At 67.7% G+C, this 26,216-nt stretch carries 25 protein-coding genes; 15 read left to right on the plus strand and 10 right to left on the minus strand.

The genetic code is table 11. The features are described 5' to 3' along the window. Positions 1-4 precede the first annotated feature (4 nt). Positions 5-1,492, plus strand: coding sequence for a hypothetical protein (locus BJ992_RS29165; protein ID WP_184986434.1), 1,488 nt, complete (start codon positions 5-7; stop codon positions 1,490-1,492). Here BJ992_RS29165 and BJ992_RS29170 read toward each other — a convergent pair. After that, complete coding sequence (locus BJ992_RS29170) at positions 1,489-3,135, minus strand: dolichyl-phosphate-mannose--protein mannosyltransferase (RefSeq protein ID WP_343072919.1); 1,647 nt, start codon at positions 3,133-3,135, stop codon at positions 1,489-1,491. The genes BJ992_RS29165 and BJ992_RS29170 overlap by 4 nt on opposite strands. Positions 3,136-3,204: 69 nt before the next feature. After that, a complete protein-coding gene (gene rsmI / locus BJ992_RS29175) occupies positions 3,205-4,077 on the minus strand; it encodes a 16S rRNA (cytidine(1402)-2'-O)-methyltransferase (RefSeq protein WP_184986436.1) in 873 nt (290 codons plus the stop codon). A gap of 113 nt (positions 4,078-4,190) precedes the next feature. Between rsmI and BJ992_RS29180 the strand changes: the two genes are divergently transcribed. Further along, entirely contained in the window at positions 4,191-5,795 is a 1,605-nt protein-coding gene (locus BJ992_RS29180; RefSeq protein WP_343072920.1) for a dolichyl-phosphate-mannose--protein mannosyltransferase, read from the plus strand. A gap of 117 nt (positions 5,796-5,912) precedes the next feature. Then, a complete protein-coding gene (locus BJ992_RS29185) occupies positions 5,913-7,208 on the plus strand; it encodes a hypothetical protein (protein ID WP_184986440.1) in 1,296 nt (431 codons plus the stop codon). Positions 7,209-7,259: 51 nt separating this feature from the next. Here the strand turns inward: BJ992_RS29185 and BJ992_RS29190 are convergent, their stop codons facing one another. Next, entirely contained in the window at positions 7,260-7,577 is a 318-nt protein-coding gene (locus BJ992_RS29190) for a hypothetical protein (RefSeq protein ID WP_246496814.1), read from the minus strand. Positions 7,578-7,688: 111 nt separating this feature from the next. Continuing rightward, positions 7,689-8,162 carry a hemerythrin domain-containing protein gene (locus BJ992_RS29195; protein ID WP_184986442.1) on the minus strand — a complete coding sequence of 158 codons (474 nt, stop codon included), beginning with the start codon at positions 8,160-8,162 and terminating at the stop codon, positions 7,689-7,691. A 146-nt stretch (positions 8,163-8,308) separates the two neighbouring features. On the opposite strand from BJ992_RS29195, the gene BJ992_RS29200 reads away from it, so the two are divergent. Further along, on the plus strand, positions 8,309-9,304 hold the full coding sequence (locus BJ992_RS29200) for a YihY/virulence factor BrkB family protein (RefSeq protein WP_184986444.1): 996 nt from the start codon (positions 8,309-8,311) through the stop codon (positions 9,302-9,304). Between the two features lie 50 nt (positions 9,305-9,354). On the opposite strand, the gene BJ992_RS29210 is transcribed toward BJ992_RS29200, so the two are convergent. After that, complete coding sequence (locus BJ992_RS29210) at positions 9,355-10,818, minus strand: glycoside hydrolase family 10 protein (protein WP_246496815.1); 1,464 nt, start codon at positions 10,816-10,818, stop codon at positions 9,355-9,357. A 482-nt stretch (positions 10,819-11,300) separates the two neighbouring features. Here BJ992_RS29210 and BJ992_RS29215 point away from each other — a divergent pair, with 482 nt between their 5' ends. Next, positions 11,301-12,401 (plus strand): GDSL-type esterase/lipase family protein, encoded by a 1,101-nt coding sequence (locus tag BJ992_RS29215; protein WP_221475028.1) that lies wholly within the window; start codon positions 11,301-11,303, stop codon positions 12,399-12,401. 51 nt (positions 12,402-12,452) lie between these two features. Here the strand turns inward: BJ992_RS29215 and BJ992_RS33390 are convergent, their stop codons facing one another. Next, complete coding sequence (locus BJ992_RS33390; RefSeq protein WP_343072921.1) at positions 12,453-13,832, minus strand: glycoside hydrolase family 10 protein; 1,380 nt, start codon at positions 13,830-13,832, stop codon at positions 12,453-12,455. Between the two features lie 378 nt (positions 13,833-14,210). Then, complete coding sequence (locus tag BJ992_RS29225) at positions 14,211-14,594, minus strand: DUF5997 family protein (protein ID WP_184986449.1); 384 nt, start codon at positions 14,592-14,594, stop codon at positions 14,211-14,213. Between the two features lie 54 nt (positions 14,595-14,648). Between BJ992_RS29225 and BJ992_RS29230 the strand changes: the two genes are divergently transcribed. The 4 genes from BJ992_RS29230 to BJ992_RS29245 all read left to right on the plus strand — a co-directional run bounded on the left by BJ992_RS29230 (position 14,649) and on the right by BJ992_RS29245 (position 17,663). Continuing rightward, complete coding sequence (locus BJ992_RS29230; RefSeq protein ID WP_184986451.1) at positions 14,649-15,374, plus strand: LysR substrate-binding domain-containing protein; 726 nt, start codon at positions 14,649-14,651, stop codon at positions 15,372-15,374. 75 nt (positions 15,375-15,449) lie between these two features. After that, entirely contained in the window at positions 15,450-16,055 is a 606-nt protein-coding gene (locus tag BJ992_RS29235; protein WP_184986452.1) for a GNAT family N-acetyltransferase, read from the plus strand. A 194-nt stretch (positions 16,056-16,249) separates the two neighbouring features. After that, positions 16,250-16,690, plus strand: a complete 441-nt coding sequence (locus tag BJ992_RS34030; protein ID WP_184986454.1) for a MarR family transcriptional regulator — start codon at positions 16,250-16,252, stop codon at positions 16,688-16,690. 82 nt (positions 16,691-16,772) lie between these two features. After that, a complete protein-coding gene (locus BJ992_RS29245; RefSeq protein WP_184986456.1) occupies positions 16,773-17,663 on the plus strand; it encodes an NmrA/HSCARG family protein in 891 nt (296 codons plus the stop codon). A 226-nt stretch (positions 17,664-17,889) separates the two neighbouring features. Here the strand turns inward: BJ992_RS29245 and BJ992_RS29250 are convergent, their stop codons facing one another. Beyond that, positions 17,890-19,134, minus strand: a complete 1,245-nt coding sequence (locus BJ992_RS29250) for an NsdA family TPR-like regulatory protein (RefSeq protein ID WP_184986458.1) — start codon at positions 19,132-19,134, stop codon at positions 17,890-17,892. Between the two features lie 139 nt (positions 19,135-19,273). Between BJ992_RS29250 and BJ992_RS29255 the strand changes: the two genes are divergently transcribed. The 3 genes from BJ992_RS29255 to BJ992_RS33395 all read left to right on the plus strand — a co-directional run bounded on the left by BJ992_RS29255 (position 19,274) and on the right by BJ992_RS33395 (position 21,458). Further along, a complete protein-coding gene (locus BJ992_RS29255; RefSeq protein ID WP_184986460.1) occupies positions 19,274-19,636 on the plus strand; it encodes a hypothetical protein in 363 nt (120 codons plus the stop codon). 581 nt (positions 19,637-20,217) lie between these two features. Beyond that, positions 20,218-20,808: a hypothetical protein gene (locus tag BJ992_RS29260; protein ID WP_184986461.1), complete on the plus strand. Its 591-nt coding sequence runs from the start codon at positions 20,218-20,220 to the stop codon at positions 20,806-20,808. Between the two features lie 170 nt (positions 20,809-20,978). After that, the gene (locus BJ992_RS33395; protein ID WP_184986463.1) at positions 20,979-21,458 is read left to right on the plus strand and encodes a restriction endonuclease; all 480 of its coding nucleotides are present in this window, start codon (positions 20,979-20,981) and stop codon (positions 21,456-21,458) included. 138 nt (positions 21,459-21,596) lie between these two features. Here BJ992_RS33395 and BJ992_RS34035 read toward each other — a convergent pair whose 3' ends face one another. Continuing rightward, complete coding sequence (locus BJ992_RS34035) at positions 21,597-22,436, minus strand: GntR family transcriptional regulator (RefSeq protein ID WP_184986465.1); 840 nt, start codon at positions 22,434-22,436, stop codon at positions 21,597-21,599. 111 nt (positions 22,437-22,547) lie between these two features. On the opposite strand from BJ992_RS34035, the gene BJ992_RS29275 reads away from it, so the two are divergent. Genes BJ992_RS29275 through BJ992_RS29285 form a run of 3 tightly spaced genes read left to right on the plus strand, consistent with a single transcriptional unit; the run spans position 22,548 to position 25,419 of the window. Beyond that, positions 22,548-24,053, plus strand: coding sequence for a replication initiator (locus BJ992_RS29275; RefSeq protein WP_184986467.1), 1,506 nt, complete (start codon positions 22,548-22,550; stop codon positions 24,051-24,053). After that, a complete protein-coding gene (locus BJ992_RS29280; protein WP_184986469.1) occupies positions 24,050-24,256 on the plus strand; it encodes a helix-turn-helix domain-containing protein in 207 nt (68 codons plus the stop codon). The genes BJ992_RS29275 and BJ992_RS29280 overlap by 4 nt, the downstream gene beginning before the upstream one ends. After that, complete coding sequence (locus BJ992_RS29285; protein WP_184986471.1) at positions 24,253-25,419, plus strand: site-specific integrase; 1,167 nt, start codon at positions 24,253-24,255, stop codon at positions 25,417-25,419. The genes BJ992_RS29280 and BJ992_RS29285 overlap by 4 nt, the downstream gene beginning before the upstream one ends. A 64-nt stretch (positions 25,420-25,483) precedes the next feature. Here BJ992_RS29285 and BJ992_RS29290 read toward each other — a convergent pair whose 3' ends face one another. Further along, positions 25,484-26,167, minus strand: coding sequence for a TIGR02391 family protein (locus tag BJ992_RS29290; protein WP_184986473.1), 684 nt, complete (start codon positions 26,165-26,167; stop codon positions 25,484-25,486). Positions 26,168-26,216 lie beyond the last annotated feature (49 nt).

Below are 26,216 nucleotides of genomic sequence, written 5' to 3' on the forward strand. Positions count from 1 at the left end.
ATCCATGGTGACCGTTGCCGAACAGGCGAACGCCGGCGCGTCCGCGACCGGCAGAGGCACGCGACTGCTCGGTTTCCTGCGGCGGCGCAGGCTGTTCGTGATCGCCGTCACGCTCGGCGCCGCGCTGCGTGTGATCACGATGCTCGGCTACCGGCCGGCCATGTGGTTCAACGACTCCTACGAGTACGTCTCGGTGGCGCTCCACCTGCGGCCCCACCCCATCCGGCCCGACGGGTACGGCTTCTGGCTGCTGGCGCTCAAGCCTTTCCACAGCTTCGCTCTGGTGGTCTTTACGCAGCACGTGATGGGCCTGGCGACCGCCGTGCTGATCTATGCGCTCCTGAGGCGCAAATTTGGCCTGCCGGACTGGGGTGCCACGCTCGCCGCCGCGCCTGTGCTGTTCGACGCCTACCAGATCCAGCTCGAACAGCTGATCATGTCGGACACCATGTTCACGCTGCTCATCGTGGCCGTGATCACCATGGTGCTGTGGCACCGCACGATGTCGTGGAAGGTCGGCGTCGCGGTCGGCCTGCTGATGGCCCTCACGGCGCTGACGCGCAGCATCGGCCTGCCGATCCTCGCCGTCGTCGCGGTGTACATGCTGGTCAAGCGCACCGGCTGGAAGCCTGTGCTCGCCATGGTGACGGCGTGCGCCGTGCCGGTCATCGCCTACATGGGGTGGTTCTCGGCGGTGCACGGCCAGTTCGCGATGACGCAGAGCGACGGCCTGATCATGTACATGCGCACCGCCAAGTTCGCCGACTGCAAGAAGATCAAACCCGATCTGCAGCGCGAGCAGGACCTGATCCCGCTGTGCAACAACCCGAGCATCGCGCGCAGCCAGTTCTCCCAGCTCTACCTGTGGTGGAAAGGCGAAGGCGAGGTGCTGCACCGCTGGGGTGCCGACAAGTGGGACCGGTCGATCAACGACACGGCGAGCCGGTTCGCCAAGCGCGCCATCCTGGCCCAGCCCGGCGACTACCTCGACGCCGTGACCGGCGACCTGCTGCGCAGTTTCCGCTGGGACCGGCCGGTGTTCCCCGACGCGCTGACCTGGAACCAGTACCAGTTCGACGCCAGAGGAGTCAGCGCGCGCGACCCGGTGCGGCTGCTGAAGTCGCCGCCGTCGTGGCCGTCGTACAAGGGGACGGTCGACCGCGACATGGTGGCGTACGAGCAGGGCCGGGCCAGCACCCGCGTCTACTGGCCCTGGGCCACGATCATGGAGCGCTACCAGCGGTTCGCCTACCTGCCGGGCCTCGTGCTCGGTCTCGCGCTGCTGGTGTCGGCGGCCGGCCTGGTGGCGCGCTGGCGCACGCTCGGCGGGCCCGCGCTGCTGCCGTGGGTGGCGGCGGCGGCCCTGGTGGTGGCCCCGGCCGCCACCGCCGAGTTCGACTACCGCTACCTGCTGCCGGCGATGCCGGTGGCGTTCCTCGCCGCCGCCGTCACCCTGCGCCACGGATGGCGCAGGCGGCGGCCCGAGAGCTAGATCCAGCTACGGAACAGCATGCGGCGGTACCAGTCGTCGTACGGGATGGTCTCGGCGGACAGCACCGGGTAGAGCCACCAGAAGTTGATCAGCGCGAGCAGCATGAACGCGCCGACCCCCGCCGCGCCGGCGGCCCGCCTGTTGGAGGCGACGCCGGCGGGCCCGATGAGCAGGCCGCCGATCAGCACGATCGCCAGGATCATGAAGGGGATCATGGGGGCCGTGTAGAACGCGAACATCGTGCGCTTGTCGGTGATGGCGTAGTAGAACCACGGCAGCCAGCCCGCCGCGTACGCCAGCAGCACCGCGCCGGCGCGCCAGTCCCGGCTGGAGAAGTACCAGGCGATCAGGCCGACCAGCGCGACCACCGCGCCGTACCAGATGATCGGCGTGCCGACACCGATCACCGCCTCCGAGCAGGTGCCGGTGGGGCATGGCGGGCTCTTGTAGTGGAACGCCACCGGCCGCGCCAGCAGCGGCCACTCCCACGGCCACGACTGGTAGGCATGCGACGAGCTCAGCCCGGTGTGGTAGCCGAGCACCTGGAAGTGGTAGGAGAACCACGAGCGCAGCGAGCTGAACACGAAGTACGCGGGCCCCGCCGAGGTGGCCTCCGACCAGTTGCGGCCCCAGCCGAGCGCCGAGGAGAACCACCCGAACCAGCTCAGCACGTACGTCGCGGCCGGGACCACGCCGAAGGCGAGGAACGCCGGCGGCACGTCGAGGCCGAGCGCGCCGCGGTAGGGCCGCCGCAGGCCGACGGCGCGCCGTGCGCCGGCGTCCCACATCACGCTCATCACCGCGAACGCGACCAGGAAGAACACACCGCTCCACTTGATGCCGCAGGCCGCGCCGAGGCACAGTCCGGCGCCGATGCGCCACCACCGCACCCCGAGGCGCGGACCGGTGTCGCTCAGCGCCGACGTCTCGTACCAGTCGGCCAGCCGGGTGCGCGCCTGGTCGCGGTCGGCCACCAGGCAGGCGAACCCGGCGAGCACCCACAGCATCAGGAAGCCGTCGAGCAGCGCCGTGCGGCTGAGCACGAACGCCATGCCGTCGAGCGCCAGCAGAAGGCCCGCCATGCAGCCGAGGATCGTGGAGCGCGTCATGCGCCGCGCCACCCGCGCGATGATCAGTACCGAGACGGTGCCGGCCATCGCGGCGGCGAACCGCCACCCGAACGGCGTCCAGCCGAAGATCCACTCACCGATGGCGATCATCCATTTGCCGAGCGGCGGGTGCGCCACGTACAGCGCGCACGGATCGAGGTTGTCCGGCGCGCACTTCACCCACAGGTCGGTGCCGCCCTCGATCAGCCGCCGGTCGGCGATGGGGTCATCGCTGGAGCCGAGGGTGGTCCGCTCGACCATGTACCGCAGCAGAGACAGCGCGTCCTTGGCGTAGTAGGTCTCGTCGAAGACCACGGCCTTCGGCTCGCCGAGCCGGTACAGGCGCAGGACCGCCGCGAACACCGTGACCAGCAGCGGACCGGCCCATCCCCAAAGGAAGCTGCCTTGGAACGGCGGGACGAGACGGTCGCGCACCGACGCCGGGGACGGGGACGCCTGGTCAGGAGGAGCCGCGGAATCAGCGAAAAAACGCGACACGCCGGGAATCCGCCGGGGGAAGGCACGAAGAGCCACCTGCGCACCTTAAAGGGCATGAGGCCCACTCAACCAGAGGATCTTTGCGCCTCGTGATGCCGTACCGCTCTAAGCAGGGCGAACGCCACCGGCGCCATGAACGGCGTCGTACAAAGTGCGCCGCGGCACCCCCGCGGCCCGCGCCACGTCCACGATGGCCTGCTTGCGCGGCACCCCGGCCTCCTGCATGCGAGCGACCTCCGCCACCAGCTCCCCGATGTCGGGAGGCGTCTCTCCGGGATCGTGACCGGCGACCACCAAGGTGATCTCGCCGCGCACCTCCCCGGCGGCCCAGCCGGCGAGCTCGGACAACGGTCCGCGCAGGACCTCCTCGTAGGTCTTGGTGAGCTCGCGGCACACGGCGGCCGGCCGGCCGGGGCCGAACGCCTCCGCCATGGCCTCAAGGGTGGCGGCCAGCCGGTGCGGCGCCTCGAAGAAGACCATGGTGCGCCGCTCGTCGGCCAGCGTCGCGAGGCGCCGCGCGCGCTCACCGGCCTTGCGCGGCGGGAACCCCTCGAAGCAGAACCGGTCGGACGGCAGCCCGGACACCGCGAGCGCCGTCGTCACGGCCGACGGCCCGGGAAGCGCGGTCACCTCTATGCCGGCGTCCACCGCGAGCCGCGTGAGGCGGTACCCGGGGTCGGAGACCCCCGGCATGCCGGCGTCGGTGATCACCAGCACGGTCTCGCCGCCGCGCAGCGCGCCGAGCAGCTCCTCGGCGCGCACGGCCTCGTTGGCGTCGTAGTACGACACCACCCGGCCGCCGACCGTGATCCCGAGGTCGGCGGCCAGCCGGCGCAGCCTGCGGGTGTCCTCGGCGGCCACCACGTCGGCGGCGGCGAGCGCGTCACGCAGCCGCGCGGACGCGTCGTCCACCCGGCCGATGGGGGCTCCCGCGAGCACCAGCCTGCCGTTCCCGCTCACCCGTCCATCCTCTCCCATGGGACCCGAGGTCATATGTGGGCTACTTTCCGCCTCGACTCCCCCAATTGGGGCCGTTAGAGGTGTTTCTTAGGTTGGCCGTAGAGACGGCCCCGTACGATGTGCGGGTGGCCGTGACGGACTACCCTAACCAGGACTTCGAGCAGCCGGAGCCGAAGGACGACCCGGCTCCGCCGGGCTCCGTGCGCGACCGGTTGGTCCCGCCGTTCAGCGGCAGCGCCATGTGGGGGTGGGCCGGGCCGCTGATCGTGGCGGCGTTCGGCGCGGTGCTGCGGTTCAAGGACCTCGGCAACCCCCGCGCGATCGTGTTCGACGAGACCTACTACGCCAAGGACTCGCTGTCCCTGGTGCGGTGGGGTGTCGAGCGGGTCGCGGTCAAGGACGCCGACAAGGTCCTGCTCGCCGGCAACCCCGACATCTGGCAGCGCTGCGCTCCCGACAAGATCCACGAGTGCGCGTCCTACGTCGTCCACCCGCCGCTCGGCAAGTGGATGATCGGCGCGGGTGAGTGGCTGTTCGGGGCCAACCCGTTCGGCTGGCGGTTCGCCGCCGCCGTGGTGAGCGTGATCTCGATCCTGGTGATCGCGCGGGTGGCGCGGCGCATGACGCGCTCCACGATCCTCGGCTGCATGGCGGGCCTGCTGCTCGCCGTGGACGGGCTGGCGTTCGTGCTCGGCCGCACGGCGCTGCTCGACGGTTTCCTGATGATGTGGGTCCTCGCCGGATTCGCCTGCCTGGTGGCCGACCGCGACCAGGCGCGCACCCGGCTGGCCGACTGGTACGAGACGTCGGCGCTGAGCGACACCGGTCCGCGCCTCGGGGTGCGGTGGTGGCGCATCGGCGCCGGACTGTGCCTCGGCGCCGCGTGCGCCACCAAGTGGAGCGGTGTGTTCTTCCTGGTCGCGTTCGCGGTGATGAGCGTGATGTGGGACGCTGGCGCACGGCGCGCCATCGGCCTGCGCTATCCGTACCGCGGCGCGCTCCGCCTGGACGTCCCCGCCGCGACCCTCAGCCTCGGTGTGGTCCCCGTGCTGGCCTACATGGCGAGCTGGACCGGCTGGTTCGCCACCGCCTTCGGCTACGGCCGCAACTGGTCGGAGGCCACCTCCAGCGGTCCGGCGTACTTCGTGTTCAGCTCGCTGCGCTCCTGGTGGGACTACCAGTGGATGGTCCTGAGCTTCCACACCGGCCTGGACTCCTCACACCCCTACCAGTCGCGGCCCTGGGAGTGGCCGCTGCTGCTGCGGCCGGTCGCGTTCTTCTACGAGAGCCCCACCGGCTGCGGCGCCGACAAGTGCTCCCAGGCCGTGCTCGGCGTCGGCACCCCGGTCATCTGGTACGGCGCGGTCGCCGCGCTGGTCGGCCTGATCGCGTGGTACGTCTCCGGCCGCGACTGGCGGCCCGGCGGCGTGCTGCTGGCGTACGCGGTCGGTTGGCTGCCGTGGTTCTACTACGCCATCACCGACAACCGCACGATGTTCCTGTTCTACACCGCCCCCATGATCCCCTTCATGATCCTGGCGATCGTGCTGGTCGCCGGGCTCGTCATCGGCCCGCTGGCGGCGCCGCCGGCGCGCAGGGCCGCCGGCGCGGCCGTGACCGGCGCGTTCGTCCTGCTGGCGTTGATCAACTTCTGGTGGCTGCACCCCGTGCTCACCGGCGAGATCATTCCCTACGAGGATTGGCACAGCAGGATGCTGCTCGACCGCTGGATATGACGCCGGGGTGCGCACCGGCAGCTCCGTATTACCGTTCTTCATCAGGTGGGTGACGTGGAAATCGTCCGTGGCGGAAGCCGTCGTCAGGGCCCGGGCCTATACGGCAGACTGCGAAACATGCCCGCACCCGACGTCGCCGCGCTCCTGACCGAGCTCGAACGCGTCGCCCCCGCCGCCGCCGACCGCGCGCGGGTGGCCGTCGAGTGGCTCACCGGTGGTGAGCCGCTCCAGACCGTCACGCAGCTCGATGTGTGTGAGTTCCTCTGGTACACCTTGCCGGTCAAGGTCAAGGACGATCACGCGGCCGTGGCCGCCGCGCTCGGCCGCTTACTCCGGCTCGGCGGTCTCGACCGCTACGCCGCGATCTGTGGTTCGCCGTCCACGTCGCGCATCCTGCGCACGTACGAGATGGAAGGCGAGGAGGCCGGCGCCGCCGCGTACCAGCGCGCGCTGAACGCCACCGGTGTCCTGCCGCCTGACGTGCCGGAGCTCCGCTGGAGCTCGATCATGGGGCCCGAGGAGCTCGGCGCGCACGTCGCCTGCTCGGCGGCGCTGGAGCTCGCCGTGGTGGCGGGTGACCTGCGGCCCGCCACGAGCGGGTGGAAACCCCGCGCCGAGGCCCTCACCCGGCGCTGGCTCACCGCGCCGCGCACCGAGCTCGGCGGGGACAACTGGGTGGACCGCGTGCACGGCGAACGCCTCAACCGGTGGGTGCTCGGCCGCGGCGCGGCACGCAGGGAGCTGGCCCAGCCGTTCGAGGTGCGGCTGCACGCACCCATCCCCGCGCCTGAGGGAGCACACTTCACCGCGCTGCGCCTGCTGCTCGAAACCGCCGCGCTGCCCGGCGGCCTGGTGCTCCCCTCGCGTGACGCCGCCGCGCCGTTCGCCGCCGTGGCGGCCGAGCGGTTCGGCTGGACCGGCGCCGAGAGCGGCGCGCTCGACACGCTGCACCGCATCGCCGAGCACGAGATGCGCGCGGTGCGGCGCGCCGGTGGCGCGCTGACCATCACCGCGGCCGGTCGGCGGCTGCTCGACGACCCGGCCGCGATGTGGCAGGCGGCGGCGTCCGCGCTGCTGGCGCCGGGGGAGCGCGAGCTGGAGACGTCGGTGCGCGAGGCCGGCCTGATGCTGCTCACCGGCGGCGGCCCGCTGACCTGCGCGACGCTGGCCGACCGGGTGGCCGAGGTCGTCACCGGCGAGGGGTTGCGCACCGCGACCCCCGGCGACGTCGAAGGTGCGCTGACCGACCTGTGTTTCCGTCTGCACGCGCTGCACCTGTGCACCTCGCCGGCCCACGCGGGCCGCGCCGACCAGCCGCACATGGCCGAGCTCACCGAGGTGGGCCGCGCCGCCGCGCTGACCGCGCTGCGCGGCCAGGCGCTGCGACCGCGTACCTACGTCGCCTCTCACTGAACGCGCAGCGGCGGACGGGTCGGTGCGACCCGTCCGCCGCGCTGAGCCCCGCTAGGTGCGCGCGGTGGCCCGGCCACCGAGTCGGCGGGCCATGCGCTCGTCCGCGCCACCCGTCTCCTCGTAACCCGGCTCGACCATGCCGGACATCATCATTTCCTGCCGCTGCTCCTCGAAGCGGAGCGCGAGGCCCATCGCGAAGAAGGTCGGTGCCCACTCCCCCACGAACAGGCCCCAGCGGTCGGCACGCGCGATGTCCTGCTCGTACTCCTTGGACAGGACCCACGACAGGAACGACGCTCCCACCGACATGATCCCCGCCGTGTACATCATCCCGGAGCGGATCCCCATCTTGTGCAACGCCTTGATCATCCGGCCCCCCTGTGTGGTGACACTTGACGCCTGACTCCTTCCCTTTCGGCCCCAGTCGTCACCGTAAGCAGAGGAATATGCACAATCAGTAGAGACGGAGATGACCCGCGGCTACTTCGCGGCGCTTCCCACCTTGAGCGGGTCGGACGGCGCGTCGGCCTTGGCCTTGGCCATCTGCTCCCCGAGCTCCTGCAGGCGGTTGCGGCCCATCGCCTCACGCACCTGCGGGAACCACTCCTGCTCCTCCTCCTCGACGTGGTGCCGCACGTTCTCCATCAGCACCGTCATCTTGGCGTCGAACCGCTCGTCCTTCGGGTCGAGGTCCTTCAGCTCCGACAACATCCACATCACCACGTGGTGCTCCTCGACGCTCTCCAGCACGTGGTCGTCGGTGTCCGGTGCGTCCGCGCGGGCCGCCGGGTAGAAGATCTGCTCCTCGATGTACGCGTGGGTGGTCAGCTCCTCGATGACCTTCTCCACGATGCGCTTCTTCTCGGCGTACGCCTTCTCCCCCGCCTTCTCGAACTCCTTGAACAGCTTCTCGACGGTCTTGTGGTCTTCCTTCAGCAGAACGATGGCGTCCATCCCGCGTCCCTCCCTGTGCTCGGCCGGATCTGCACCCCACCGCTTCCCCCGGATCCGCCGGTATCACCACCCGCGACCAGCGGGTTCGGTAAAGACCTTTCGGGGTAGCCGCCGAAGCCGAGGACACGGACGCGCGGGAGGGGCCGATGAGCGAACGAACACCACCGAACGGCGACCAGGGTCCCGAGCGGCCGGGGGAACTGTCGCGGCGGTCGTGGTGGGGGGTCCTGAAGCGCACCGTCCAGGAGTTCCGCGAGGACAAGGTCACCGACTGGGCCGCCGCGCTCACCTACTACTCGGTGCTGTCGATCTTCCCGGCGCTGCTCGCCGTCGTGTCCCTGCTCGGCCTGTTCGGCCAGTCGGCCACCGGGCCGCTCATCGACAACCTCGGCGCGCTGGCGCCAGGGGCCGCACGCGAGATCATCGAATCGGTGCTCGCCGCTCTGCAGGGCAGCAAGCAGGCCGCCGGGATCGCGACCGCCATCGGCGTCGCGGTCGCGCTGTGGTCGGCCTCGGGATACGTCGCGGCCTTCATGCGGGCCTCGAACGTCATGTACGAGATGCCGGAGGGACGGCCCATCTGGAAGACCCTTCCCCTGCGCCTCGGCATCACCGCCGTCCTGGTCGTCCTCATGGCCGCCGGCGCCGTCGCCGTCGTGTTCACCGGCTCACTCGCCGACCAGGCGGGACGGCTGCTCGGCATCGGCCAGACGGGGGTGGCCATCTGGGACATCGTCAAGTGGCCGGTGCTGGTGATCGTGGTGACGCTGGTGCTCGCTCTGCTGTACTGGGCCGCACCCAACGTCAGTCACCCCGGCTTCCGCTGGGTCACCCCCGGCAGCATCCTCGCGGTCGTCACCTGGATCGTCGCCTCTGCGGCCTTCGGCTTCTACGTCGCCAACTTCGCCTCGTACAGCAAGACCTACGCCGCCATGGCCGGAGTCATCGTCTTCCTGGTCTGGCTGTGGATCACCAACATCGCGGTGCTCCTCGGCGTCGAGTTCGACGCCGAACTGGCCAGGGGCCGCGCCATCGCGGCCGGCCACCCGGAGGCCGCGGAGCCGTACGTGGAGCCGCGCGACACCGCGAAGATGAACGAGAGCGAGACCGCGAAGCTGGACGACAGCGACCTGCGGAAATGACGACGATGCGCGTCCCGGGGTTCTCCCGGGACGCGCACCAGGGGTCGAGATCAGCCGGCGCTGCAGGTGAAGTTACCCGCGATCTGGCTGTCGCTGCCGCCTCTGGCGACCTGGAAGCCGAACGTCGTGGTGCCGTTCGGCGCCAGGGAGCCGTTGTAGCCGGCGTTCCTGGCGGTCATGGTGCCGCTGCCGGAGATGTTGGCGTTCCACGAGCCGACGAGGTTCTGGCCGGACGGCAGCGAGAAGGTCACCGTCCATCCGCTGATGTTCGAACCACTCGTGTTGCGCACCGTGACCGGCTGGATGACGTATCCGCCTTGCCACTGGGTCTGCGTCGTGGCCGTCACACTGCATCCGCCGGGTTCGGCCGTCGGCGTGACGGTCGGCGTCACAGTCGGGGTGACGGTCGGGGTCACCGTCGGTGTGACCGTCGGGGTGACGGTGGGGGTCACCGTGGGGGTCGGGTTGGGGGTGGCGTTGTTGAGCGCGTTGAGGACCGAGGTGTAGGCGGCCTTCTTGTTGCCGTTGCTGTCGAACAGCAGGGGGCTGGTGTTGGCGCCGAGCCAGGAGTCGCTGTCGCGGACACCCCAGACGGTGATGCCGGCGCAGCGGGCCACCGCCAGGCAGTCGTTGACCACGTTGGCGTAGGTCTGTGCGGAGCCGCCCTGGATGTCCAGTTCAGTGATCTGCACGTCGACGCCGAGCGCGGCGAAGCTGCTGATGGTGGTGCGGTAGTTGCTGTTGTAGGCGCTTTGGCTGTTGAAGTGGGACTGCAGGCCCACGCAGTCGATCGGCACGCCGCGTGACTTGAAGTCGCGCACCATGTTGTAGACGCCTTGGGTCTTGGCCCAGGACCAGTTGTCGATGTTGTAGTCGTTGTAGCAGAGCTTGGCGGCGGGGTCGGCGGCGCGTGCGGTGCGGAACGCGACCTCGATCCAGTCGTTGCCGGTGCGCTGGAGGTTGGAGTCGCGGCGGCCGCCGTTGTTGTCGTCGAAGGCCTCGTTGACGACGTCCCAGGCGTAGATCTTGCCCTTGTAGTGGCCGACGACGCCGTTGATGTGGTCGATCATGGCCTGGCGCAGGCTGCTGCCGGACAGCGACTGCATCCAGCCGGGCTGCTGGTTGTGCCAGGCCAGTGTGTGGCCGCGGACGCGCTTGCCGTTCTGCACGGCCCAGTTGTAGACCCGGTCGCCGTTGGTGAAGTTGAACTGCCCCCGGTTCGGCTCGGTGGCGTCGATCTTCATCTCGTTCTCGGCGGTCACCATGTTGAACTCACGGTTCGCGATGGTCGTGTACTGCGAGTCGCCGAGCCGGCTCGTGCTGATCGCGGTGCCGAAGTACCGGCCGCTCAGCGCGGCGGCGGCACCGAGCGTGCTCTCCGCCGCGCCGGCCGGCGCGGTGACGACCGTGGCCAGGCCGGCGGCCAGTACACCGGCTGTTCCGATGACGAGCGCGCTGCGGACGCCGAGGCTCAGCCGGCGACCCGCGGCACGCGGGGTGGCGTTATCGATCATGCCTGTTCCTCCACTGGAACACAGATCGGGGGGGACATCGGCGGCGCACGACCGCCGCGACGTCCCCCTCGAAGGCCTGGAGACGCCGCCGGACACGTCGCCGGCCACCGGGGCGAGGCATGAGAAGCGCCGCCCAGGGAGACAGTGTGTGGAGGCCCGCTGAAAAGTGTCAACATACGACTGAAACGTTTCGGCCCCCATAGGCCGCCACCATCATGTCTTGCTGCAGGAACCGCGAAACACCTTGTCGAAAGTTTCATCACGGCCGCTGTTTCAGCTCATTTCACCCGGTCGGCGCGGCGCTGTCGCGTTCCCCGTGGTGAGGCCGACATCGCCCTACCGGCACACGATCAAGCGTTGTGCCGTCCGGTTCCGCTGGTTACGTTCAGCCGGTCCCATCGGCGTCCGTGACGCCTTCTCCTGTCGATCTCTCCCCTCAGCCTCCGTCGAGCGACCACGGCCACGCCGTGGGAAGGAGAACCGTGCGACCCTTACGTGTGACCGCGGTGGCGGCCGTTCTTGTGAGCGCCACCCTGCTTCCCGGCACCGCACACGCGGCCCACCCGTCCACCGGCGTCCTCGCCAAGGCGCACACCGCGGGCCGGGTGAAGGACGGCGGCGGCTCCGTCCGGTACAGCTGGCCCGGCGTCTACTTCGAAGGCCGCTTCCGCGGCACCGGCGTCGGCGTCGTCCTCGACGACACCGCCGCCGACTACGACGTCCAGATCGACGGCGCCGCCACCGCCACCCTGGTCACCCCCGGCCGCACCACGTACTGGGTGCGCGGCCTCAGGAACGGCGTGCACAGCGTGCGGCTCGTCAAACGCTCGGAAAGCCCCGGGGCCACCAGCACGTTCGGCGGCTTCGTCCCCGTCCCCGGCGGCACGATCCTCCCCGCACCCCCCGCGCGCCACCGGCAGATCGAGTTCATCGGCGACTCCTACACCGCCGGGTACGGCAACATGTCCACCACGCGGGACTGCACAGAAGACCAGGTCAACCGCACCACCAACGCCGACCGGAGCTTCGCCGCGCTCGCCGCGCGACGCCTCGGCGCCGACTACCAGATCAACGCCTTCTCCGGCCGCGGCATGGTGCGCAACTACAACGGCATCGAACCCGGCACCGACTACCGCACCTACTACGACCGGGCCCTGCTCGACGTCGAAGGCGACGTCTGGCGCGACCCGTCCTGGCGGCCCCAGCTGATCGTGATCGGCCTCGGCATCAACGACTTCTCCACCGCCGTCAACCCCGGCGAGCCGTGGACCCCCGAGACCCTCGCCGCCGCGTACCGCACCGCCTACCACGCCTTCCTCGACAAACTCCGCGCACGCTACGGCCCGGGCACCACCATCGTGGTCAGCGCCACGGCCGTGTCCGGCACCACCGCGTACGCCGACCTCACCCGCCAGATCGTGCGCGAACGCAACGCGCGCGGCGACCAGCGCATCCGCCACTGGTACTACCCCGAGACCGACCTCGACTACATGGGCTGCCACTGGCACCCGTCGGCCCACGACCACGAGATCATCGCCGGCCGCCTCGGCGACTACCTGGCCACCGTCCCCCTGCGCTGGTGACCGTCAAGGCCGTTCCCGGTCGTCGCCGGGAACGGCCTGCGTCGTCCGGCCTCAGCCGGCCCGGCAGGCGTAGCCGGAAGGCAGCGCGGTGCCGCCGGAGGCCCGGCGGACCTGGAAACCGAACGTCGCGGTGGCGCCGGGGGCCAGGGTCCCGTTATGACCGGCGTTCCTCGCCGTCACCGTGCCGCCGGCGACGGTGAGCACCGCGTCCCACGACCCGGTGACGACATGACCTTGCGGCAGGGTGAACGTCACCGTCCAGCCGGACACGGCGGCCCTGCCGGTGTTGCGCACCGTGACCGGCTTGATGACGTACCCCGTCCGCGACCGGGCCCACAGCTCCGCGGTGACCCGGCAGCTCACCGGCACCGGAGTGACCGTCGGTGTCGGCGTAGGAGTCGGTGAAGGAGTCGGCGTCGGTGCAGGCGTCGGCTCACCTCCTGCCGCGTTGAGCGCCTCAAGCACCGCGAAGTAGGCCGGCTTCTTCTGGTAGTCCCTGTCGAACAGCAGCGGTGTGTTCGGCGCGCGCCAGGAATAGTGGTCGGGAACCCCCCAGACGGTGATCCCGGTGCACCGAGGCACCGCCACACAGGCCTCCACCGCGGCCCGGTAGGTGGCGGCCTGCGCGGCCCCTCCGTCCACGTCGAGCTGCGTTATCTGTACGTCCACACCGAGCGCCGCGAACTGCTCGATGGTGCGCCGGTAGTTCGCGGGGAAGGGCATCGAGGCGTTGAAGTGCGACTGCACCCCCACGCAGTCGATCGGCACCCCACGCTCCTTGAAGTCGCGCACCATGGCGTACACGGCCCGCGTCTTGGCGGCGTCGGCGTCCTCGATGTTGTAGTCGTTGTAGCAGAGCTTGGCCGCCGGATCCGCGGCCCGCGCCGCACGGAACGCCTCCTCGATGTACCCGTCCCCCAGCCGGCTTCTGAAGATGGTGGACCGCAGCGCTCCCGAACCGTCCTGGAACGCCTCGTTCACCACGTCCCACGAGTCGATCTGTCCCCGCCAGTGCCCCATCACGGTCGCGATGTGATTGTTCACCGCGATCCGGAACTCGGCGGACGACAGGTTCGTCAGCCACCCCGGAAGCCCCGGATGCCACACCAACGTGTGTCCCCGGATCTTCATCCCCCGCGCACGAGCGTGCTCGACGATCCGGTCCGCGGCGGTGAACACGAACGTCCCTCGCGCCGGCTCCACCGCGTCCCACTTCATCTCGTTCTCCGGCGTCACCGACGTGAACTCCCGGTCCAACGTCTCCACATAAGCGGCCTCACCCAGCCGGCCGGCCTGCACCGCCGTTCCGAAATCCCGCCCCGACCCCGCGGCCGCCGCTCCAAGCGTCCCCGCCGCATCGGCGGCCCCGGCCCCCGCGCACACCCCCGCACCGACGACCACAGCCGTTCCGATCACCACCAGCCCCCGCACCGCGGAACCCCACCGACGCCGTCCACCCGAGCCAGCATTCATGTCTGTCCCTTTCAACCGGAACGAGAACACAGTCTCAGCACGCTCACCGAAAAGCGTCAACAAACCCCGCGAAACCGTCCGGCCGGCCGTCCCTATAACGCGTCGCCGTCTGCACAGACCGCACAACCCCCGCGGAAACTTTCATCCCATCACCGCCGCCGACCCGCAAAGTGGACGGCCGATCCAAAACCGACAGTTGCGTATAAGAAGGAATATCAAGCGACACGACATTCTTCCGGCGCGAGCCGACAGAGACGCCGACGTCCGCGCCTCACGCGTGCGGTCCTGACGCGTCCCGTCCTGCTCTCACGCCGGCCGCCGGAGACGTACGGGACCTCAGACGTTCTGGCGTTGCTGCTTGAGGCGGAGTGCTTCCTTGCGCGCCTCGGCATGAATGGTCCGCTCACGCTCCAGCCACGGCGGATTCTCCGCTTTCAGCGCGTCGATCTCCGCGGTCGTGAGCGGCCCGGTGATCCCGTTCCTGAGCAGCCCGGACGTGGAGACCCGCAGCTTCGCCGCGACGACCTGCTTGGGATGCGGGCCGTTACGCCGCAGGTCGGCCAGCCATTCCGGCGGCGCCGACTGCAACGCGTTCAACTCGTCCCTGGTGATGACACCCTCCTGGAAGTCGGCGGGGGTGGCCGAGAGGAGGACACCCAGCTTCTTGGCCGCGGTCGCCGGCTTCATCGTCTGGATGCTCTTGGGCTTGGACGAGGTCATGGCGCCAAGGGTAGTCAGTCGGACCGGTCCCCCTGACATCGCTACGCTGAGAAAGTGACTGAGGAAGAGACCGCCAAGGTGTTCCGCCTGGCGTACGCACCCGGCGTGACCCCCGCGAAATGGGTCAACATCTGGACCGAACGCCTACCGGACGTGCCGATCACCCTGGTCACCGCCCCCACCGCCGAAGCGGTGCGACTCCTGCGCGACGGCGGCGCCGACGCCGCGTTCGTACGGCTCCCGATCGACCGGGACGGCCTGAGTGTGATCCCCCTCTACGTGGAGACCACCGTGGTCGTGGCCCCCAAGGACCACGCCGTGACCGCCGTCGACGAGGTCACCCTCGCCGACCTCGCCGACGAGGAAGTGCTGCACCCCCTGGACGACACCATCGAGTGGACCCCTCTCCCCGGCCTTCCCGCCTTCACCCGTCCCCCCACCACAGCGTCCGCCATAGAACTGGTGGCCGCCGGCACCGGCCTCCTCCTGGTCCCCCAGTCACTGGCCCGCCTCCACCACCGCAAAGACCTCACCTATCGCCCCGTACCCGACGCACCCCAGTCCCAGGTGGCCCTGACCTGGCCCACCGCCGCCACCACCGACCTGATGGAAGACTTCATCGGCATCGTCCGCGGCCGAACAGCCAACAGCTCCCGAGGCCGCACCCCCACTCCCCCCCAAAAGAAACCCACACCGCGAAAGCCCCAGAACCCCGCACAGAAATCCACCCGCCGAACTGTGCCGACCACCCGCAAAAAAAGAGGCAACCGCCCCAAATAAACCTCAGCCGGCCCCACCCCGTCCGCCACTTAACCAGATGCTCCGCCGCACCCCGTACCGCTACCGTCCCATCTCATGGCGAGCACCAACCTCCGCACCGACCGCCTGGAGCTCCGCACCGTACGCGACGAGGACATCGACCGAATCCTGGAGTACCGCAACCTCCCCGAGGTCACCCGCTGGCTCCTGCGCACCGAGGTCGACCCCACCTCCTTCCGCGCCGCATGGCGCCGAGCCGCCGCAGACCCCCACGACCACAGCGTCGCCGTCCTTCTCGGCAACGTGGTGATCGGAACCGTCTCCCTGACCGTGACCGACGGCATGGGCCAACCAGGAATGCCCCTCCGCACAGAAGCCGAACTCGGCTACATCTTCGACCCCTCCCACACCGGCCACGGCTACGCCACCGAAGCCACCACCGCGATGATCACCCACGCCTTCGCCGACCTGAACCTCCGAAGACTCACCGCCGGCTGCTACGCCGACAACCTTCCATCGGTACGAATCCTCGAAAAGCTAGGCATGCACCGCGAACAACACGGCGTCCGCGACTCCTGGCACACCGAACTGGGCTGGGTGGACGGCTACACCTACGCCTTGCTGGCCGAGACCTGGCACCGCAGGCGAACACTTGAGGGTTCACTCCCACGCTCAGGCGCTGACGGTCCCGATGCCGGCTGAACACCTCGTTCCCTACGCGATCGGCGATGCGCTCTCGCCGTACCGCGCTGATGCATGGAAACCAAAAGCCGCCTCCGAAGATAGTGGGAGTGCCAGGCCGGTCTCGCAGAGGTGTGCATCTCCTGGTGAGTGGCGTGGTCCGCCGGTCTGCGACGAGTAGGCTGATCGTTCGTCATCGAACCGGGGAGGCCGGCGTGGACTATGGCGACAAGCTCTTCTGGCTCTCGGTCGTGATTCAACGCAAGTACGCGCAGATCTGCGCCGAGTTCGACCTGACCCCCTCGCAGGCCACGCTGATCTGCGCGGTCAGGAACGAGCCGCGGCAGATGGCTGACCTCGCCGCGTCGTTGGGTATGACCAAGAACGCATTGAGCCAACTGGTCGATCGCACCGCGCGGCGCGAGTTGGTCGGCCGGACAAGCTCGGCGCAGGACCGACGGGTCGTCATGCTCAGTGCGACACCCACGGGGAAGGTGCTCGCCGAGGCCGTTTACGCCGAGGTCGCCAAGCGCCTGCCCGAGATCGCGAGGAACCTCGACGCCGACGACCAGCGCGACTTCGAGCGCGTGGCCACCGCCATCGTGGACACCTCGGACCTCTCTTCGCCCCCCTCGAATCAACCCATCACACCGTGAGGTCCCGCTGACCCGCACCTTGACGATGTTCATGCCATGAACTAATTTAGTTCACGACATGAACTAGTGAAGGGTGGCAGCGATGAGCACACAGACGACCGGCACGATCGCGGTCTTCGGCGCGACGGGGCAACAAGGCGGGGCGGTGGTCGACGCGCTGCTGGACCACAAGGCGCGGGTGCGGGCTTTGGTCCGCGACCCGCAGTCCGACCGGGCTCAGGCGCTGGCCGCCCGCGGCGTCGAGCCGGCGGCCATCCGGACCGACGACCCGGCGTCGCTGGCCGCCGCGCTCACGACGGTCGAGGGGTTCTACTTCATGACCCCGGAGGCGAACAGCCTCGAAGAGATCGAGGCGGAGATCCGCGTCGGTACCGCGCTCGTCGACGCCGCGGTCGAGGCGGACGTCCCGCACGTCGTGTTCAACTCGGTCTTCGGAGCGGACCGGGAGTCGGGTGTGCCGCACCACGACTCGAAGCACTGGATCGAGGAGCACCTGAGGAAGTCCGGCCTGAGGGCCACGATGGTTCGCCCGACCGCCTTCATGGAGAACTTCGCGAGCGTGATGGCACCGAGCCTGGAGCATGGGGAGATCGTGCTGAGGCTGCCGCTGCCGGAGGACATCGCCCTGAAGATGATCTCGATCAGGGACATCGGCCGGGTCGCCGCCGCGCTCCTGCTCGACACCGCGAAGGCACCCGGCGGAGCCGTCGAACTCGTCGGCGACGAGCTGACGGGCCCCCAGATCGCCGCGGCCTTCGGCGCACGCGCCGGGCTCCCGGCACGGTACGAGGCCCTCCCGTTGAGCGTGCTTCCCAACGACCTCGACAAGGCGATGTTCCGCCAGTTCGCGGAGGCGGCGAAATACCCTTCGGACCTCGCGGTGGTGCGCTCGATCGAGCCGGCCACCCTGGACCTGGCCGAGTGGATCCGAGCCACCGGCTGGACCGCACCCACGAACGTGGCTGGTTCCTGAGCCTCCGGCCGCCGGCATGCAGAAAGGCCCGTCAGGCTGACGCCTGTCGGGCCTCTGTCTTCGGGTGGAGCTGAGGGGATTCGAACCCCTGACCCCTTCGATGCGAAGCAACCCCAGAGAGATCCCCAGATGCGGCAAAATCTCGTCTGACCTGCGCCTACCGTGTCTCGATGTTCACGGCCGTCCGGGCTTGTACGGGGCCGTTGTCACTCAGTTCGTCACTCGGCTAGCGGGCTGCCGCGAGGGCATCGCGCAAGGTCACGGCGTGTGGCGCGCCTCGGCTGCCGAGTTCCCCGGCGGTCTCGGCGAGTTCCTTGACCGCATGGCGGTTGAGTCGAATGGCGTCGGTCACGACCGGCAATGCCGTGCTCAGGCTCGCTTCGGCGTCGCCTGCCTTCGCGTGTGCGCGTGCCAGGCATGAGGCGTACCACGCACGGTCGCGCCGATAGCTCTCCGGTAGCCGATTGAGTCCGGAGGCGAGGAGTTCAACCGCCTGTCCCCAGTTGCTCAGGTGCAGCTCGGCCATGCCGCGTTGGAGCGTGAACCACGTCTCGTCGTAGAAGTACATCCACGCGGGCTCGTCTTCACTGTGCTCCGCTGCTCCGCCGATGAGTGTTTCGGCCTCGTCCAGCAGTGCGTGCGCCTGGTCGGCGGTGCCGGCGAGCGCGTGTCCGCGTGCTGCCATCTGCGCTGCCATCCCTCGTACGCCTGGCGTGACCCGGCCGCTGTGAGAGCAGGCGGCCTCGGCCAGGCCGACACAGCGACGTGCATTGCCCGCGCTCCATGCCTGGTGAGCCTTCATGCTCAAGGTGGTGGTGGCCATGTTGGCGTCGCCGATCTCCAGAGCCCAGTCATGTGCGCGGTCGTACCAGGCCAAGGCGGCGGGCTGGTCGTCGATGTCCAAAGACATCCATGCGATGAACTGCGCGTACTGGGCGGCGAGATCCACGATGCGTTCCGCCAGGGGACCTCTCGCGCTGTTGGCGAAGTCGGCCACAACGCCGAGTTGCTGGCGCACCACGCCGATCAGTGGCCGGCTGCCAATGCTGTCCTCGACCTTGCGATGTTCGGCAAGGCAGGTCGCGAGCCATTCGAGGGTCACGGCGTCCACGCGGGTCGGCTGCTCAACCGCCTTGGTGATCCGCTGGAACAGGTCGGGGTCGGGAGCTATGGACGTCAGCGGGAACGCGGGGACCGGAACAACGGTGGCCTGCTCCGGTGGGAACAGGTCGGCTTCCGCCATCTCTAGCGCTCTGGCGCACAGCAGACGGTAACGCTCACTGGGATAGTGATCACCACGCTCCCACCCTCGGATGGTCCGCGTGAGGTCGGCGAGCGTCGGGAGCTGCGTCCCCTGCTCCTGTGCGACGTTCCGCAGTTGCCGAGCCATGTCCGCCACACTGCCGACACGGGCCTTGCGCTCGGCACGCAGGATGGCGGCCCACTCAGGCGTACTCGCTGCGGTGCTCATCGGCTACCCCCGGACATTCGCGGATACGACCGTGCCTGCTGCTATCCCCAATTCTCATCCTGCGTCCGATGTTCGCGAGCGGTTAGCTGAATGTGACACGTATCAGTTACCGACCGCACACGGAGAGGAACCGGCGACCATGGCCGTCAGCCGAGGTGCCACACGCATCGAGAAGCACAGCGCACAGCTCGGTGAGCTGGCACGCCACCTCCGGGAGCGTGGCGTACCCAACCTCGTAAGCAAGCGCATCAGGCTCAAGATCGACACGACACCTCATGGAACGCGGTCCTCCGTGGACTACGACGCTCCCGAGTTGGCCGTATGGTCCGACGACGGCACGACCGTCGCCATCGTCGTGGTCGATGACAACCAGAAGGAGACGACCTTCTCGATGCGTCCCCCGGGCCAGGCTCCCCAAACGCTGTGCCCGGTGGACACCCCTAGCGAAGGGGCCGCGATCATCGCGGGGATGGTCCACCTCGACTCCACCGAGACCCCATGATCCATCCTCACTACGATCCCGCCGACTTACCGGACGACCAGCGCCAGGCGAACCCCGAAACGACCAGACGGGTTCTTGCGGCAGTGGCCGACATTCTGGAGAGCGAGCGCCGGCGATGCCAAGCGGCAGGACTGATCCAGTCGTGGCAGCTATCCCGGGCCGACCTCGACAGGGCCGCCGCCTCCTTGGGCCTTCCGCCCATCTCGGATCAGGAATGGAGTGTCATCCACGCGACGCACGACAACACGTCTGACCCCCAACACCATGATCACGTCGTGCCGGACAGGCGAGGGACATAGGCGGTCCGGCACGACGGAGCCCCCCACGGGGAAGCGACGGTGGGGGGCTCATCCATGTGTGGAACCAGCGCAGGACAGAACCATGCCACCCGGTGGACCGGTGCGAAGCGCCGGGCCTCCGATCGCCCCCAACCCCGTGTGGAGACCAGCCACAGCATGGCGATCGTAGGGCGAACTTGCGAAGTCCTATTCTTGGAGAGCCTAAGGCGACGCGTGACACAGCGAGGTATCAATCCAGGTAAATCGTGATCATGCATGGCCGGTCCCCGCTAGCCTGCGGCCGTGTCTTCCGTAGCCCTCACCGGATGGATCGGCGCCCGTCGACAGCAGTTGCAGCTTCTGTGGGGCATCGCCGGTGGGCTTCCATCTGGTCCGACACATCAGGCCAGCGAAGAGGTCGTCCTAGCAATGCTGGTCTTGAAACTTGCGGCGGAGTTCCAAGGCTTCGCACGCGATCTACATGATGAGGCCGTGGACTACTTTGCGGTTCATGTTGCCAACGGGAAGGCCGCAGTAGAGACGATCTTGCGGGAACGCATGACCAGTGAGCGAAACCTCGACAAGAAGAACGCACAAGCTGACAGTCTGCTGAACGACTTCGGCCGGCTCGGTCTCACACTGTGGTCTGCACTGGAGCGGGCTGATCGTCAAGCTCAGAGTTGGAGGACTGAGCTGACCAAGTTCAACCAGATGCGAAATGCTCTTGCACATGACGATCAGGCTCGCGTGCACCTGCTGCGTCAGCAGGGGTACAGACTCGATCACAGTACCGTCCAGACCTGGGAGCGAACGCTCGACTCCTTGGCGCAGACGATGGACGATGTAGTTGGCGACTACCTCAGCGCCTTGTTGGGGGTGGGAAGACCGTGGTGACGAAGAAGGACGCAGCGGAGACGTTCAACATAGGTGATCGTGTAGCTGTTCCGTGGGGATTGGATGTACTTGAAGGGACTGTCGTTAGCACTTATGGGTCAGGGACGCGCCAACGCGTAGTGGTTAGAGTCCCCGTTTCCGACAGCGACGACGAGTCAGCCTCCGACACTGTGACACTTCCCGCTGAGCTGCTCCGCCAAGCGGCTGCTGCCGCAGCGACCCGTCAACCCGGCGCTTGGCTGTCTGCTTATCGCTATGAGCGCGAACTAGCCGATGCCTTCGAAAGAGTCTTAAGAGAGATTGCGGGAGACGGCGCTGACTTGAGCCAACAGCACGCCAATCTGGATGATTCACATGCCGATATGATTGCTGTCGTCGGCGACCATATAGTTTTCGTTGAGGCAAAGGTTTCGCAGTGGCTGGTGCCAAAAGATGCAATCCGCCAGCTTGTGCGTCATCTAAAAGGGCTGTCTACGCCAGATCGCAGGCATGTTGGTCTGTTGGTGAGCAATGCGGACTTCTCACGCTCCGCAATTGACGAGATAGCCGCCGCCCAGCATGCTGGCGCCGTCCTGCGAGCTGTGCAATGGAAATCCCAGGAAGACGACGATGCACTCGCGGAGGCTCTTAGAGAGGTATTAGCAGCCTGACACTGCAGCGGCTTTCAGCGCGTGGGCGGTGCTGGCCGCGACCGGCCGGAGAGCCGCAGCGCGGCCAGCAGACCGCCCGACGCGCGGCAGGCCGCCGCAGGCGGGCTGCCTTGAACCAGTAAAGAAAGTCTGAGCCAACTAGATCACCAGGGTTATGCCGTTCTCGGCCATCTCTTCGCGGGTGAACAGGGCGTTGGGGTCGTCGGCGACTTCCAGGGCGTAGGCAATCTCGAACTGGTTGGCTGGAGCCTTGACGTCGGTGACCTCGATGCGGCGGCCGTGGCGGTCGACCATGTGCCGGCGGATTATTAGCAGTGCGTCTCCTACCTGCATGTTCAGTCGGATTCGTTCGTTGTCTGACGGCATGCGGGCCATGACGAGAGTCATCCATTCCATCGGGCCGTGCTCGCGCGCGAGGGTCTGGTAGAGGAACTTGGGGCGCTTGCGGTACTGGGCGTTGCGCTTCTGGTCGTCCCAGTCGGGGATCATGTCGGCGTTCGCGTAGGAGTGGATCTCGACCTTCGCATGGTTCTCGAACGTCCACAGGCTTTCCCGATGAATCAGGGAATGTCCCAAACGGACGCCTAGCGCGATCGCCAGATCTCGATTGGCCTGGGTGCGATCGGAGAAGAAGGGTGGTTCTTGGTCGCGTAGGCCCAGATCCCAGCCATAGCGGACGATGTCGGGGTGGTAACCGGGTGCGGCGACGTCGGGCCGTTCCTGGTTAGTGATCAGGATCACCTGTCGTTCGGGGAGCGGTCGAACGAAGGTTCCCCGGCCTCGGATGACGTTGACCAGGCCTTCCAGCACAAGGTTCTTGATGGCGTCGCGCACGGTAGGGCGAGAGACGCTGAACTGTTCGGCCAGGGTGATCTCGCTGGGGAGCGGGCTGCCTGGGGTGTAACGACCTTCGATGATGTCGTTGCGCAGCGCTGTGGCAATGGTGCGCCAGCGTGCTTCTTTCTCGTCTGCTTCCATATCTCCTCGCCCTCCTGTCTTCCCACTTGTACTACAGGTTGACATGCCATCGCTATGTAAGGCAACCTGTAGTACAGGTTGAATGGACAAGCGGGAGGGTGGTGGTGAACGATGGGCAATCAGGACGGCGGCGACGAATCCGTGCAGCTCACCGGGGAACATCCGGCCTGGTTGGTCGATCTGGCGCAGGTGATCAACTCTCCGGGGCACGACCGGTGGCAAGCGATGGTCGCGGCGACGGGTGGGTGCGCCAGCCCGGTACACCTGATCGGCGAGTCGGCGATCGTGCACGGCGGAACCGGTGAGGTCCTGCACTCCTACGACACCAGGGATGAGCCTTCGGGGCATCTACTGGTGGCCTGCGGCAACCGGCGTGCGTCGGTCTGTGCGGCCTGTTCGGCGGTCTACCGGGCCGACACCTTCCAACTCATCCGCGCCGGTCTGTCCGGCGGCAAGGGCGTCCCTGAGCAGGTGAGCGGCCACCCACGCGTGTTCGCCACGCTGACGGCTCCCTCGTTCGGTCCGGTGCACACCCGGCGCGAGAAGAACGGCAAAGTCCGGACCTGCCGTCCGCGTAGGCGTGGAAAGCACTGCGAGCATGGAAACGACGTCGGGTGCCTCGCTCGGCACGAACCTAACGACGATCGTTTAGGCCAACCGATCTGTCCGGACTGCTACGACTACCCCGGAGCCGTGTTGTGGCAGGCGCATGCCGGGGCGTTGTGGCACCGGTTCACGCTGGAGGTCCGGCGGGAACTGGCCAGACAAGCGGGAATGAGCCGGGCGGCGTTCGGCAGACAGGTCCGGGTGTCGTTCGCCAAGGTCGCCGAATACCAGCGGCGGGGCCTGGTCCACTTCCATGCGGTCATCCGCCTCGACGGCCCGAAGGGCGCGACCGATCTTCCCCCGGAGTGGACCGATCACGGGATGCTCGTCCGAGCGATCCCGGCGGCGGCGCGACGTGTGGAAGTCCTGTCCCCTGTGAGCCCGCTGGGACGGCGACGACTGGTGTGGGGTGATCAGCTCGACATCCGGCCCATCGTCATGAGTGAGGCGCTGGACGGGGTGTCTGAGCGTGCGGTGGCCGGCTACATCGCCAAGTACGCGACCAAGGGCGCGGAAGCCTCCGGCACGGTCGATCACCGTCTGTCGTGCAAGGCGTGCCGGGGAGACGGACGGGTGAGCGATCTCATCCCCTGCGAGCACTGCCGGGGCACCGGTCTGCGGCCAGGGCTGAACCTGGAGTTGCTTCCGGTGACCGAGCACGCTCGGCGCATGATCCGCACGTGCTGGGAGTTAGGCGCGCATCCCGAGTACGCCGGTCTGCGGCTGCGACCCTGGGCGCACATGCTGGGCTTTCGCGGCCATTTCTCCAGCAAGAGCCGCCACTATTCCGTCACGCTCGGCAAGCTGCGCGGCATCCGCTCTGATCACCGTGCGCAGGAGTCGCGGGAACGACATGGACTGCCCGCGCTCGGTGACGCCACAACGCTGGTCATCGGTCACTGGCGTTTCGCCGGCATCGGGCACTCCCCCGGTGAGGCGATCTTGGCTGAACAGATCCGGCAACGCGTCCAGACCGTGCGGGCGATCGCCGCACAGCGGGCGGCCGAATGACCCTATCCCCCGGACTCGACACCCCGCGGCTGTACCGCGTCAGCGACGCCATGCGCCTGCTCAGCATGAGCCGCACCGTCATCTACGAGCAGATCAGGGCCGGACGCCTCCGTTCGGTCACTCAAGGCCGTACCCGGCTGATCCCCGCCTCAGCCATCTCCGACTACATCGCCCTACTGGAGCAGGAAGCGAGAGCATCATGACCACGCGACGCAGCCGGGGAGACGGCGGTCTGCACTGGGACGAAGCACGTCAACGCTGGATCGCGTCGGTGACGGTCGGCTACACCCCCGCCGGAAAGCGCATCGTCAAGAAGGCCAGCGGCAAGACCAAGACCGAAGCCAAGGCCAAGCTCAAAGAGATCATCCGCGACCATGACGACGGGCTGACCACCTCGGCTCACAACTACACCGTTGGCGACGCCGTACAGGATTGGCTGGCCTTCGGGCTGAGCGGCAGGGAACAGGCGACGATCGAGACCCGCACCTTTCTGGCGAACAAGCACGTCATCCCCGATCTGGGTGCGCGGAAGCTTCGCGAGTTGTCGGCTGATGACGTGGACCGGTGGCTCAAGGACAAGGCTCAGGTACTCAGCACTCGGAGCCTCCGGGAGGTCCGGTCGGTTCTCAAGCGTGCCGTGGATCGGGCACAGGCGCGCGACAAGGTGAAGCGGAACGTCGTGCTGCTCTGCGAGATCCCGAAGGGGAAGGACGGTCGTCCGTCGAAGTCCCTCACGCTGGACCAGGCGGAAGCCATCCTGAGCGCGGCCGAAGGGACGACGCTGGAGGCGTACATCGTGCTCTCGCTCCTCATCGGTGCCAGGACGGAGGAACTGAGAGCGCTCACCTGGTCGCATGTGAACCTTGACGGTGATCCCGACGCCACGCCTCCCGTACCTCCGTCGATCATGGTGTGGCACTCGGTGCGGGCCGGCGGCGACACCAAGACCCGGAAGTCGCGGCGGACGCTGGCGATGCCCCGGCGATGTGTGGAAGCCCTGCGACGGCACCGCGAGCGCCAGGACGACGCGCGGGTGAAGGCCGACAACAGGTGGATGGAGAATGACCTCGTGTTCGCCTCGGCGGTCGGGACGGAGCTGGACGCGCACAACGTCCGGCGGTCGTTCCGCGCCGTGCTCAAGCGAGCGGGCCTCAACGAGAAGGAATGGACGCCGCGCGAGATGCGGCACAGCTTCGTGTCGCTGCTCTCAGACAGCGGCGTCCCTCTGGAGCAGATCTCCCGCTTGGTCGGCCACAGCAACACCATGGTGACGGAGACCGTCTACCGAAAGCAGCTCCGCCCGGTCCTTATCGAGGGAGCGGAGGCCATGGATGTGATCTTTCCACACACAGATCCCTACAGTTAGCGAGCCGTTCTACATTCGGTGGCCTCCGTCAAAGCCTCAACCCTGGTTCAGACGGAGGCCACTTTTATAGACGTCGCATGAGGGCGCTAGCGAATGCTAGGTACTCCAGTGCTTCCTGCTCGGAGTCAGGAAGATCAACGCCGTGCGCGCGAGGGTTGCGCAGACCACCCATGGCACCTGCGAACAGGAAGCGAAAGCCCTCTTGCTCGTCTTGAGCGTTGCGCCCCGTATGACGAGCCACGTTGATGTGAGGGTTAGCCTGATTAAAAGCCTTGTGCATCAGTGAGACACCCGAGTCGTTAAGCTGCGTCTTCTGCTGCACCTCATGCTCAACGGCCTGGAATGCCGCGAGAACCGCCTTGCTGAAGTGCCCATCCACGAACAAGGCGCCAGCAGCGTCAGAGATCTTTGGGTGCAACCCTGGGAGTTCTACACGGCGTGAAGATACTGGCGGTCGAGCGTTCATAGGCTCAATGCGGGCTTCGACATGGTGGATGTGCGACGGCATGCCTGGTGGGTTGTGATACGTGACCTTAGCGACGCGATAGGTCTTGATCTTTCCTGTAGGCAAGGGCTTCTGGATCAGATCACCCTCTTCGATGTCGGTCTCGATACCGAACAGCGCCTTATCCTCTTGAACCGACCCGTATACGTCAGCCTGCTCCTCCCCGTTAGCTCCCTGTCGGATACGCGTGAGCGGCTCACTGATCTGTCCAAGGAAACCACTCGACCGTCGAGCTAGGGCCATGAGTCCTCCTGATCCTCCTAGACACGTACAGGTCGGATCCTAGGAGCGA

The sequence above is a fragment of the Sphaerisporangium rubeum genome, from assembly GCF_014207705.1.
Classification (GTDB): Bacteria; Actinomycetota; Actinomycetes; order Streptosporangiales; family Streptosporangiaceae; genus Sphaerisporangium; species Sphaerisporangium rubeum.